Raw genomic sequence first — 12504 nt, forward strand, 5'->3', positions numbered from 1 at the left:
GCGACAAGGTTAAGCCTCTGATTATCTTTATGGTGTCTGCTTATAAATTCTCACCCTTTTCTTTGCTTCCTTGCGTCCCCCGATGCTCGGGACAAGGCTTGCGAGAAATAAAACGTTCCCGATTCGGGACAAGTTCTGCGATCCTCAGCTCCTATATAAAGTTTGCCTGAACCCAAAAATAAAAGGGTCAGCCCAACGGACTGACCCTTTTTTCAAACACAAAACAACTTAACACTTTATTTATTCTATTTTGATCTCGAAGTAGTATTCTTGACCATTAGGATACACACCTAATATAACTATCTCTTCTCCCTGATTGTTTTTCAATACTTCGGAAAGATCTTCTGCTCCTGATATTCTATACCTACCATCAGAACCTATCACTGAAGTGATAATAAAACCTACCTTAGCACCTGATTTTTTCCAAGTGTCATTGTCAATGGTAACTATTGACGCTCCTCCCTGGATCTTAAGTTTATTTTTTGCATCTGGTTTTATATCTTCAAAAGTAACACCGCTGAAAGTTGTTCTCCTTGGAACCTCCTTACGGATTATTTTGGTATCACCTGAGATGTTTTTCAAAGTAGCCATTGTCGTTTGTTCCTGACCTTTTCTCAAGTACTTCACTTCTACTTTATCACCCGGTCTTTTTCTGGCAACCATTTCCTGAAGCTTAGCAACGTTATGGGTTTCAGCACCATCCACTCCAATGATGACATCACCTTTTTTCAAACCGGCTTCCTCTCCTCCTGAACCTTCATTCACTTCCATGATATAAACTCCTCGGTTGACATCAATTGTTTCACCTATATACTCTTCCAGTTCTGGACTTACATCCCTAATCTGCACTCCCAGCAGTCCACGTTGTACCGTACCAAATTCCAACAAATCATCCATCACCTTTTTTACAATAGATGTTGGAATAGCAAATGCATATCCATTGAAGGTACCGGTTCTAGAAGCGATAGCAGTATTGATACCAATAAGTTCTCCTGCGAGATTAACCAATGCTCCTCCCGAGTTACCTGGATTTACAACTGCATCAGTTTGAAGAAATGCTTCTATCTGAAGGTTATTTTCCAAATCTCTGAGAATTCCAATGTTTCTTGCTTTGGCACTGATAATTCCGGCTGTCACAGTAGAAGTAAGGTCAAATGGATTACCTACGGCCAAAACCCATTCTCCTACATTTACTCTATCAGAATCGCCAAACCGTACAAAAGGCAAACCTTTTGCTTCAATTTTAATCAAGGCTAAGTCAGTCGTAGGATCTGTTCCTATTACCCTGGCTGAATACCTGGTGTTGTCTTCTAAAGAAATGTCTATTCTCGTGGCATTTTCTATTACATGATTGTTGGTCACAATGTACCCATCTTCAGAAATGATCACTCCCGAACCTGAACTCCTCCCCTCTCTTGGTGTTCCGCCTCTATCAGGAGACCTGAATCCGAAAAATTCCTCAAAAGGATCTGCTCCTCTCTGTCTTTGTGATACGGTCACACTGCTTCTCACATGAACCACTGCTGGAGTCACCATTTGCGCAGAGGCCACGAAATTGATCCCATCAGGGACGGTAAACTTGTCATTAGATAACCAATTGACCAAACTGGTATCTTGCTTATCGGTAAAATTGGTTGCGGAATTTTGCTTCGAAAGGTAGCTGGCTCCTGCCAAGGCAACTACTCCTCCTATCAGTGAAGCTAAGATAATCCCTAAGAAGAATTGCTTTTTATTCATTTTGACCTTGTTTAAGTTCTGTATTTATACACGTAATATTTGCTGGGTCGATTACAAAAATCAGACATAAAGCCTGACAATTTCATCTATTTAACAACGTTTAACAGGACTTGTTTCCTGATTTTAAATGTAGCCAGAGCAAACTATTACAATCTAAACAAAAAAAAAGGAAGTGGGTTTCCCCACTTTCCTATTTTACTTCTATGGTAGCTTTGCTGATATTCTTTTCTGATTTCTGTAGGGCTACTTTGAGAAGACCATCTTCATATTTTGCCGAAATATTCTGCTGATCTACATCTTCTGGAAGATAAAAAGAGCGACTAAAGGATCCATAATGCGTTTCCACAGAATGAAAATTCTTTCCCTCCTTCTTTTCCTCCATTTTTCTTTCACCAGAAATGGTCAACTTTCCGTCAAGCAATTCCAATTTAAAATCCTCTTTTTTCATTCCGGGAACCGAAACTTGGATATCATATTTATCCTGATCTTCTGAAATATCCACTGCAGGCGTAAACTGCCTCACGTTTTGACCAATGCTGTCATTGAAGAATTTATCCAACATACTGGAAAAGGTTGTTGGATATTGTGATTCAAGGTTGTTATATCTTGTAAGTTTCATAGTGGTAATAAGTTTGGTTTTTGATAGAAATTATTACAAATACTCTTCCTTAAATTATATACCAAAGCTTAAATTACGCCATAATGTCTCGTTCTTCATTTAAAACAAAAGAAATAAAGTCAATATGGCAGTGAAAACGATAAGCCTTTTCTACATTTGCTTATCATTCTGATTGAATTCAAATTTTGATTACATTTAAAATAAAAATTATGCGGCCTTTCAAATCGACTGGTGGATTACTGGTTTTGCTTTTTTTATTCATTTTTATCCCTGCTAAGTCACAGGTATCAAATAACCCTAGTTTTGTAGACTCAATTTTAGTGAGCAATCCTTCTGCTGACACAATCCTAACTACTTCTCAATTACCCATCCCAAGTTTGGAAACCAGCATACAAAGGACCCAGGAATACAGCTTAAAAATGGGCCGAGTAAATCAAATTCTGAAAAAGGATTTGGATTCTGTTAGCATAAACAGCATCATTCCTCCTACCGAAAGATTTATCAATTCTGTTGAATCCAGGCTGGAAAATTCAGAAACCAAGATCAACCTTAGGTATATCAATGCCTTGGTAAATTGGCATGAAACTACAGCAGTACTCGTTGAACAAGCAGAGAAAATCATCAATACAAGAGTTCAGGAATTGGCCATCGTAAAGCAAAAACTGGACTCCATCAGACAAGATCAAATCTTCAACAGTCAACTTAGAGACACCTCCTTATTGCCGGGATACCAACAAACGATCAAAACGCTCAGATCAAATTTTCAAAGGTCTGACAGCAGCCTTAATGCCCAGCGGTTAAAAGTAGCTTCTTATAAGTCCCGCATTTCCATTTTTAGTATTCGCATCAATGAGATAAACGATAGATTGCAAAGTGAAAAAAGAAATTTGGAAAAGGCATTACTTTCCAAAGAAACCAATTTCATCTGGGAGCCTAGGGATTTCCCAAGTGCCAGCAGATTGACTCATGTCTTTAAGGATTCTCTGAGGTTTAATCTGGTCATCCTAAATGGGTATATCAACAACCATTTGGGCATCACATTCTTTTTGGTAATTCTTGCCTTTTTGATCTATTACTGGCTTTACAATAATCTGAAAAAAATCAGGGCTGAGAAAGAGTTTGCTACCATAATACTGAGTAGGGTAAGATACGTCCCAAAACATCCCGAATTATCCAGCTTACTTTTGATACTTGCTATCGCCCCATTTTTCTACCCCAATCCACCTGTTTCCTTTTTTGCTTTGATTCTGATCATATTGGTGAGTATATCTGGTGTTTTACTGGCCCTAAGGATAGGAAAAAGCGGAATGAAAGTTTGGCTGATGATGTTCGGTCTCTTCCTTATCAGCACTGCCAGCAACCTATATTGGGAAGTAGCCTTTCAGGAGAGATGGCACCTATTGTTTTTCAGTACAATAGGGATTCTATTAGGCTTAAGGCTTATCAAACTACAGAAACAGGAAAGTGCACTAATACCCGAGTATGTGCACATACTTGCCAAAATCTATATCACTTTTTGTGCTTCTTCGATTCTTGCAAATGTCTTAGGGAGGTTCAGCCTCGGGAAATTGCTTGGAATCACGGCTACATTGAGCATGATGCACGCCATTAGTTTGATCCTTTTCATCATCATCATCAAAGAGATTATATACCTTCAGATAGAAGTTAGCCGCAAAAATCAAAGTGAATTCACCTCTGTGATTGATTTTTATGATATCCAAAAAAGGATCAATAGTATGTTTTCTTACTTGGCCATAGCGATCTGGGCTTATTACTTCTTTGAAAGCCTTACCCTATTGGATACGCTCTTGGACTGGGCTGGAAACTTCTTATCCCAGCCTAGAAGCATACTCAATGCTTCCTTCACCTTTGCACAAATTGCAGTATTCTTTCTTGTGGTGTATATCGCTACTTTCCTGGCAAATACTGTGGCTTATTTTGCAAATATCAAAGACCAACAAAATGTCAACACCAGGAAGAAAAGACTTGGCTCCTCCATCCTGCTCATCCGTTTAGCTGTATTGATAATTGGCTTTTTAATAGCTATTGCAGCATCCGGTATTCCGGTAGATAAAATCGCCATTGTTCTAGGTGCACTTTCTGTGGGTATAGGTTTTGGATTACAGACAATTGTAAACAACCTTGTTTCAGGTGTTATTCTGGCTTTTGAAAGACCCATACAAATCGGAGATATTATTCAGGTTGGAAGTATAGAAGGAATTGTCCGCGAAATCGGCATCCGTGCCAGCAAAATAAAAAACTGGGATGGTGCGGAGATTATAATTCCCAATGGTGATCTCCTTGCCCAACAATTGACCAATTGGACCTTATCAGACAAGCAGAGAAGGATCGAACTGATTATTGGAGTGAGCTACAATGCAGATATGGATTTGGTTACTGAGCTTATTCAAAAAGAACTTGATAGGGAGGAAATCTTAAAAAATCCCATTTCAAGGGTCTATATGCAAACTTTTGATGACAGTTCTGTTAACTTCAGGGTACTTTTCTGGGTCAATGATATCGATATTTGGGTGATCCTTAGAGATCAAGTAATGCGGGGCATTTGGAAAGCATTTAAAGACAATAATGTAGAAATACCTTTCCCTCAAAGAGACTTGCACGTCAAAAGTTTTCCAGGACTGATCAAGGAGACTATTTCGCAACCCTTTAGGCCTGATGAGCCTTCTGAAAACAAAAAAACCTGATAGAATCGAATTCTATCAGGTCAAATTATCTACTTATCTAAAATCAACCCTTTCTCTGTCTGATGCCTTCATAAATCACCACTGCGGCCGATACTGATACATTTAAACTTTCTATATTTCCTGCTAAAGGTATTTTCACAAACTCATCAGAAATACCGATGAGTTCCTGCGAAATACCATCCTCCTCTGACCCCATTATAAGAGCAGTAGGTAATGTATAATCGGCCTCGTACATCAATCTTTCTGTTTTTTCTGTAACACTGACAATGTTCAGCCCCATTTTTTTCAGATCCTTCACCGTATAATATAGGTTTTTGGCCCTACAAACTGGCAGGTGGTTAAGTGCGCCGGCTGAAGTTTTCACTGCATCTGAATTGATCTGGGCACTTCCTTTCTCAGGTATTACTATAGCGTGGACTCCTGCACATTCCGCTGTTCTGGCAATCGCTCCAAAATTTCTAACGTCGGTAATCCTATCCAATATCAGGATCATTGGAGCTATCCCCTTTGAAAAGCACTCTTCGATCACATTGTCCAATGAGGCATATTGAATGGCTGACATATGGGCGATTACTCCCTGATGGTTTTTTCTGGTAGTTCTGTTCAGCTTGCCCTCAGGAACCCTTACAACAGGAATCCTTTCCTGCTTTGCCATCTGCAAAACTTCTTTGACTAATTCATTATTTACGTCTTTGTCAACAAGAATTTTATCAATGTCTTTTTGAGCATTGATTGCCTCCATCACTGCCCTTGTGCCAAATATAAAATCCTTTTCGTTTTCTCCTTTGTTGATCAGAAATCCATCTGTCCGCTTCTCCATAATGTGATGCTTTTGAACCACTCCGGCTGTAAGCTTCGGGAGCGGTTGAGTATATAATAGTTTGGTGTCAAAATATTTTTGACGCGTGCAAAGGTAAAAGTAATTTTTGAATTGGAGTTGGGAATAAGGTAAGACCATATTTCCCCATTGATTTTAAATGATACTTCATTAGGTGGTCCCATTACCGTATAAACCATTCCCCTGTCGGTTTTCCAGCCTTCTTTAAAGTCGGTAAATAGGATATTTGCAAATTCAATTTGCTTGAAATACTCACTTATAAGTTTTTTAGCCTGATCCTCGTCTTTGGTGAGTCCTATCCAGTATTGGTCTAGGGCTATCTTTTTATCTTCTGCCTCATTCAGGGCTTCATGCTCTTTTCTGGTTGAAATGTATGCGACCATTTCAACCATCTCTTCATAATCTTTTACTTTGGGAAAGACTTCATGAACCGTTCTCAACATCATTCCTTTTGTGGAATTCGTATCAGATTGGATAAAATAATAACCGTCATCTTCAAATTTCTTTGGTGTATTCAATAAGAAATCACCCTGATAATTGACAGTGACCTCCCGGGGAACGGAAGCAGGTCTGATTTCCATTGGAGGCAATGGCACCTCGAATGACGCCGGGTATTGAAACTTGTGCAAACTCACTGGTCCCTTGCCTCTGAATTCAAGAGCATCGTTTTTAACCATAAAATTCTGGTCAAAGGGGATCTCATCTCCATAGTAGGCCCAAAAATCTGGATACCCAAATACAAAGGGGCTGATTAAATCTGCATGATAGTAATACTCGTCTCCTTGTCTGGTATCTGTAGCCCTAAGGAGCACGAAAGCCATCTCTTGCTCCTCTGGTATGGTTACTGTTTTTTCAAAATAAAAGTGAAAGTTGGTTTCACGGACCAAATCTTCCTCTTTCAAGTTGATCATATTTTGAGCTGTAATGGGTTCTTGAAAAGATGAAAGTATCCCATAAGAGAAGTTATATATGCCGAATTCAATGTTCTCTTCAATTTTCTCTATGGGCATCTGTAACACAAAGGTGCGCTCACCCTCTTTTATCGGGATTACTTTTGGAGCTATTCGGGAATATCTCGAATACCTTAGCGATTGATTGAGCTGTTCCAATGTCTGCTGCGCAACTGCGGAAAAAGAGATAAGGTAGATAAAGAGGCCTAAAACTAGACTGAATTTTAAACTGATTTTTTGTCTGATCATCTGCTTTTAAAAATTAAGCTTATTTTTGCTCAAATTAACGAAATTTTGAATGGCTACCTATACAACGGAAATCACTTCTGATAAGTTGGTGAGTGATAATCCCATCCACCAAAGACTTCTCAAAGCATATATTGCTGCAAAACCTATGGTCAAGGGTAAACTCTTAGAAGTAGGTTGCGGTGAAGGAAGAGGTGTGGAAGTATTACTGGATCATGTCGACGCTTATCTCGGTTTGGATAAAATTGATGAAGTCATTGATAATTTATCAAAAAAGTATCCCAAAGCCAAATTCCAGCAAGCTGTGATACCCCCATTTCAGGAGATTAAAGATAATAGTTTTGATGCAGTAGTCAGTTTTCAAGTCATAGAGCATATAGAAAACGATAAACTCTTCTTGCAAGAAATTTATAGAGTACTCAAACCTGGTGGCAAAGCGATTATCTCCACTCCCAACATCAGGCATACCCTTTCTAGAAACCCCTGGCATGTGAGAGAATATACAGCTCCACAGCTCAGTCGCTTATGTGAGGATATTTTTGACGAAGTTGAGCCAATGGGAATAGGAGGCAATTCCAAAGTATGGAGTTATCATGAAGCCAACAGGAAATCTGTGAATCGGATTATGCGTTTTGATATTTTCAACTTACAATATAGGCTTCCTGCTACGGTCCTAAGATGGCCATATGAGATTTTAAACAGACTCAATAGAAAGAAACTACATAAACAACAGGGAAAGCAAGTCACTGATATTTCTGAAAAGGATTACCTGCTTGTAGACCACCCTGATAAAGGATTGGATCTTTTTTACATTTTGAAAAAATCATAAAAAAATCCGGACTGATAATATCAGCCCGGATTTTTTGCATTATACGAATCAATTTATCTTCTATCGATCACAGAACCACCACCTGAAGCTGGCCCCATAATTCTTTCCAAACCTGTTTTTAACTGGTTGGCCAATTCATCATAACCTCTTTCATTCAGCAATGGAATGAAATATTTGAGCATCTCAATGGATATCATGGCCTCTCTGTCAAAATCCCTGTCCTCTCTGGTGTAGAACTCCAACATTTGAATGGATTTATGGGAAATTTTCTCAATGATATCCAAGGCCAGGTCGTCTTCCCCTACTTCAAATAATAATGGTACCATCTGACCACTTGCCAAATCATAAGGAACGGCCTTATCTGGCATTTTTTCGAGGCTGAATTTCATGATTTCAGTAGCCCTGTCCATATCATCCTCGTCCAACAAGGCTATCGCAATGGCATTAATTGCAGAACGATGGTTTGAGGTAAATCTCCTGAATTCGTCATCAAAATAATTATCAGGGTTGTCCATACCCCTGAACGCAAATTCATCCATCACATTTTTGAAAGCCAAATCAGTATTTACCAATTCAGACCTCATATTCTGAGGTTTTCTGACAGGAAGTAACCTGTAAGTAAGACCTTCCATAACAACATGATTTTCTATATCTAAGCCAATGGTAGCCAAAGATGTATTGTTAAAATAAATAGGTCTTTCCCAGTTGTTCGTTGTTATTAAATCTATCAGCATCAGATTGCCTCGTGTAAGGTAACTGCCTTTCACCCTTAGGTTCATCTGATCAGTCATCAGACTCTCCATACCTTCTGGGATGAGACCCTGTTCGTAAACTTTTTCCAAATCTACATCCAGAATAAGGTTTTTTGAAGGCACCATGTTATAGCTGCTTCTTCCTCCTCCTCTGAGCTTCAGCAGCTCACTGTTGTTCTTAAGCAATCTCAGGTATTCCCGGGAAGAAATCGCTTCCATGTTTTCACGCTCCATCACATAAAGTACATCGTTGGTACCCTTTTTATAATTCTCATAGTTTAGAGAAAAGGGCAATCCTTCAGACTCATAAGCAGGCTTTGACAATTGATCCACATACCAGTCTGTGTCAAAGTAGCTAAGCACGACAACACGCACATCTGTTCTGAATCCTTCTACCTCCTGAACATACCAAAGTGGGAACGTATCATTATCCCCTCCAGTAAATAATATGGCATTGGGAGCGCATGAGGACAGGAAGTTTCTGGCAGAATCCACTGAAAAGTACCTTCCCTGTCTATTGTGATCGTCCCAGTTTTGGCTTGCCATCAAGACTGGAATAGGGAAGGTAATCAAGGTTGCAATTACACCCGCCACAGCCAGGTTTTTATTCAATTTCCCAATCCAGTGGGCCAAAGCCATCACACCAATACCTATCCAAATGGCAAAAGCATAGAAACTACCCACATAAATATAATCCCTTTCTCTAGGTTCAATGGGCGGGGAATTTAAGTAAAGCACCAGCACTGCTCCCATCATAAGAAAGAGCATAGTTACTACATAAAAAGACTTTGGGTCATTTTTGGCCTGAAAAATCAACCCTATGATTCCCAAAAGTAAAGGCAACATCAGGTAATTGTTGTGAGCTTTGTTTTCTTTTATATAATCAGGAAACTTATCTGAAAAGAAATCACTGATACCCAACCATGGTGCATCGGAAAAATCACTTTCCCTTCCGGAAAAATTCCACATAAAGTATCTCCAATACATATGCCCCAATTGATGAGAAAACATGAAGTAAAGGTTATCCCCAAAAGTTGGCTTTTCTCCTTCTCTCAATCCAAGTTTTGATCTATAGAGCTGCTTATGTCTTTCTTGGGTGGAATAAATTCTTGGAAGGATAGTTGTCCTAGAGGGATCGTATATATTCACTGTTGAATAATCTACAATTTCATACTTGTCTTTCCCCTTAAGATAAATAGGAGATCCTTCTTCTTGATCAATGAGCTCTGCATCGAAATACTGACCATGCATCAAAGGCCTATATCCATACTGCTCCCTTTTCAGATAAGAAACATAACTGATGATGTCCTTTGGCGCATTTTGATTGATTACGGTATCCTGATTTGCCCTAACTACAATCATGGCATAAGATCCATATCCAATCATGATAAAGACTAAAGAAACCAAAATGGTATTCAAAATCACTTTCCCGTTTTTGATGGAATAAAGGATACCATAGACCAAGGAACCAACAAACAAAGTGATGAAAACCACTACGCCGGATCCAAAAGGAAGACCAATACTATTCACGAAGAATATCTCCATCGCTCCAGCCATGCTGGGCAGTCCCGGGATAATAATGCTGTTGATGATAATGAGAGCTAATCCACCTAAAGCTAAGGCAATGATGCCCCCTTTAAGGTTAGGCTCTTTATATTTCTTAAAATAGTAAACCAAAGCCAAGGCAGGTAAAGTCACCAAGTTGAGCAAGTGAACACCTATAGAAAGGCCAACCAGATACGCAATAAAAATCATCCACCTGTTTTCATCACGCGGATCCTCTATCACATCCCATTTCAAAAATGCCCAAATGACAATTGCTGTAAAGAAAGATGACATGGCATATACTTCAGCCTCCACAGCTGAGAACCAAAAGCTATCCGTAAAAGTATAAACCAAAGCACCTACTATACCAGCCCCCATCAATGATATGGTTTCTCCCTTGCTTTCTTTACCCTTTACAACTCCGAATAGTTTCCTTCCAAATAGGGTGATTGACCAAAAAAGGAATAAGATCGTCAGCCCTGAAAATACAGCACTCCCAATATTCATCCAATAAGCTACAGAAAGTCCATCCCCAAAGGCCAAGAACCCAAACATCCTATATGTCAATAGAAAAAAAGGAGCACCTGGAGGGTGTGGAACCTGAAGCTTGTAGGATACCGCGATGAATTCTCCCGGATCCCAAAAACTAGCCGTCTGTTCGACTGTAAGCGCATATACCAAAGTAGCTACGAGAAAAACCAGCCAACCTGTCAGGTTATTGATCTTTTTATAATCAAGCATTGTTTTTGAAAATAGATGTGAACGGCGAAAATAAGGAATAATTCATAATTGAGGGGTATTTTAACAGCATTTAAAGGTTTGTGATAAAAATTACTGTACACCTTTAACCCGTATCATACATTTGCAATACATTATAACAATACGACCATGAACGAAAAAGCAAAGACATTCAGCGAATTGATAGGTGGTGACACTCCCGTTTTGGTAGATTTTTTCGCCACCTGGTGTGGCCCATGTAAGATGATGCAGCCTATTTTGGAGGATACGTCCAAACAACTTGGCAACGCTGTCAAGATCATCAAAGTAGATGTTGATAAAAATCAACTTGCAGCAAGTAAATTCCAGGTTAGGGGTGTTCCGACACTTATCCTTTTCCACAAAGGTGAAGTGGTGTGGAGACAATCGGGAGTAGTACCCGCACACCAATTGACTCAAATCATCAAAGAAAAAACCCCTGTGACTACTTAATTTGTCTTAAGTGACAAAAGTCATTCAAAGACAATCCACTTGTACTTAAAATTGTATCATTATTCATTTAACATAAACAGAAATCTACCATGATCATCGAACAAATATACACAGGTTGCCTGGCTCAAGGAGCTTATTACATTGAATCAAACGGAGAAGCTGCCATCATTGATCCATTAAGAGAAGTTCAGCCATACATAGAAAAAGCTGAAAAAAGAGGTGCAAAAATCAAATACGTATTCGAAACACACTTCCATGCAGACTTTGTATCAGGTCACCAGGATCTTTCTGCAAAAACCGGAGCTCCAATAGTATTTGGACCTACAGGTATGAAGATGGGCTTTGATGCCATCATAGCAGAAGATGGACAAGAGTTTGAATTGGGAAATGCCAAATTCAGAGTCATCCATACACCGGGCCATACAATGGAAAGTACTTGTTTCCTATTGATCAATGAAGAAGGAAAAGAAGAAGCATTATTTACAGGAGACACTTTATTTATAGGAGATGTAGGCCGTCCAGATCTTGCCCAAAAGGTAATTAAAGACCTGACTCAAGACAAACTTGCTGGTCATCTTTATGATTCCCTGCGAAATAAAATCATGCCATTGGCTGACGATATCATCGTCTATCCGGCACACGGTGCGGGAAGCGCTTGTGGCAAAAACATGAGTAAAGAAACTACAGACACCCTTGGCAACCAAAAGAAGACGAACTATGCCTTGCAGGAAATGACGAAAGAGGAATTCATCAAGGAAGTAACTACTGGACTGACACCTCCTCCATCTTATTTCCCTCAAAACGTTATGATGAACATCCAAGGATACGATTCCATTGACGAGGTGTTGACAAGAGGTATCAATCCGCTTAGCCCAGCTGCTTTTGAAGCTGCAGCAAATGAAACAGGCGCTGTAATACTCGATACCAGAGACGCTCAGGTTTTCACTAAAGGCTTTATCCCTAATGCTATCAATATTGGCATAGATGGAAGTTTTGCGGTATGGGTAGGCGCATTAGTACCTGACCTGAAGCAGGAAATCCTTATTGTAGCTGAAGAAGGAAGAGAAGAAGAAG

The 12504-nt window shown here is 39.4% G+C and carries 9 protein-coding genes; 4 read left to right on the plus strand and 5 right to left on the minus strand.

Features of this window, described 5'->3' with window-relative positions; translation table 11 throughout:
• Positions 1 to 240: 240 nt before the first annotated feature.
• Together EA341_RS15090 and EA341_RS15095 are read right to left on the minus strand one after the other, a co-directional pair.
• Entirely contained in the window at positions 241 to 1737 is a 1497-nt protein-coding gene (locus tag EA341_RS15090; RefSeq protein ID WP_293015995.1) for a Do family serine endopeptidase, read from the minus strand.
• A gap of 190 nt (positions 1738 to 1927) precedes the next feature.
• Positions 1928 to 2356, minus strand: a complete 429-nt coding sequence (locus EA341_RS15095; RefSeq protein WP_293015996.1) for an Hsp20/alpha crystallin family protein — start codon at positions 2354 to 2356, stop codon at positions 1928 to 1930.
• A 209-nt stretch (positions 2357 to 2565) separates the two neighbouring features.
• Between EA341_RS15095 and EA341_RS15100 the strand changes: the two genes are divergently transcribed.
• Positions 2566 to 5061 (plus strand): mechanosensitive ion channel domain-containing protein, encoded by a 2496-nt coding sequence (locus EA341_RS15100; protein WP_293015997.1) that lies wholly within the window; start codon positions 2566 to 2568, stop codon positions 5059 to 5061.
• Positions 5062 to 5104: 43 nt separating this feature from the next.
• Here the strand turns inward: EA341_RS15100 and rlmB are convergent, their stop codons facing one another.
• Both rlmB and EA341_RS15110 read right to left on the minus strand, forming a co-directional pair.
• Entirely contained in the window at positions 5105 to 5881 is a 777-nt protein-coding gene (rlmB, locus tag EA341_RS15105; RefSeq protein ID WP_293015998.1) for a 23S rRNA (guanosine(2251)-2'-O)-methyltransferase RlmB, read from the minus strand.
• On the minus strand, positions 5854 to 7098 hold the full coding sequence (locus EA341_RS15110; protein ID WP_293015999.1) for a GWxTD domain-containing protein: 1245 nt from the start codon (positions 7096 to 7098) through the stop codon (positions 5854 to 5856). The genes rlmB and EA341_RS15110 overlap by 28 nt, the downstream gene beginning before the upstream one ends.
• Before the next feature lie 49 nt (positions 7099 to 7147).
• Here EA341_RS15110 and EA341_RS15115 point away from each other — a divergent pair, with 49 nt between their 5' ends.
• Entirely contained in the window at positions 7148 to 7924 is a 777-nt protein-coding gene (locus EA341_RS15115) for a bifunctional 2-polyprenyl-6-hydroxyphenol methylase/3-demethylubiquinol 3-O-methyltransferase UbiG (RefSeq protein WP_293016000.1), read from the plus strand.
• Positions 7925 to 7977: 53 nt separating this feature from the next.
• Here the strand turns inward: EA341_RS15115 and EA341_RS15120 are convergent, their stop codons facing one another.
• Positions 7978 to 10962: a DUF2723 domain-containing protein gene (locus tag EA341_RS15120; protein ID WP_293016001.1), complete on the minus strand. Its 2985-nt coding sequence runs from the start codon at positions 10960 to 10962 to the stop codon at positions 7978 to 7980.
• A 126-nt stretch (positions 10963 to 11088) separates the two neighbouring features.
• Between EA341_RS15120 and trxA the strand changes: the two genes are divergently transcribed.
• Positions 11089 to 11430, plus strand: a complete 342-nt coding sequence (gene trxA / locus EA341_RS15125) for a thioredoxin (RefSeq protein ID WP_367127618.1) — start codon at positions 11089 to 11091, stop codon at positions 11428 to 11430.
• Between the two features lie 89 nt (positions 11431 to 11519).
• A partial coding sequence (locus EA341_RS15130) for an MBL fold metallo-hydrolase (protein WP_293016002.1) occupies positions 11520 to 12504 on the plus strand: 985 nt, incomplete at its 3' end.

It is taken from the genome of Mongoliibacter sp. (assembly GCF_007692705.1).
GTDB lineage: Bacteria > Bacteroidota > Bacteroidia > Cytophagales > Cyclobacteriaceae > Mongoliibacter.

Bases quoted from the DNA above. Each gene is read 5' to 3' on its own strand.
- EA341_RS15090 (WP_293015995.1), bottom strand. From the start codon at position 1,737: ATGAATAAAAAGCAATTCTTCTTAGGGATTATCTTAGCTTCACTGATA.
- EA341_RS15115 (WP_293016000.1), top strand. From the start codon at position 7,148: ATGGCTACCTATACAACGGAAATCACTTCTGATAAGTTGGTGAGTGAT.
- EA341_RS15100 (WP_293015997.1), top strand. From the start codon at position 2,566: ATGCGGCCTTTCAAATCGACTGGTGGATTACTGGTTTTGCTTTTTTTA.
- rlmB (WP_293015998.1), bottom strand. From the start codon at position 5,881: ATGGAGAAGCGGACAGATGGATTTCTGATCAACAAAGGAGAAAACGAA.
- EA341_RS15120 (WP_293016001.1), bottom strand. From the start codon at position 10,962: ATGCTTGATTATAAAAAGATCAATAACCTGACAGGTTGGCTGGTTTTT.
- EA341_RS15095 (WP_293015996.1), bottom strand. From the start codon at position 2,356: ATGAAACTTACAAGATATAACAACCTTGAATCACAATATCCAACAACC.
- EA341_RS15110 (WP_293015999.1), bottom strand. From the start codon at position 7,098: ATGATCAGACAAAAAATCAGTTTAAAATTCAGTCTAGTTTTAGGCCTC.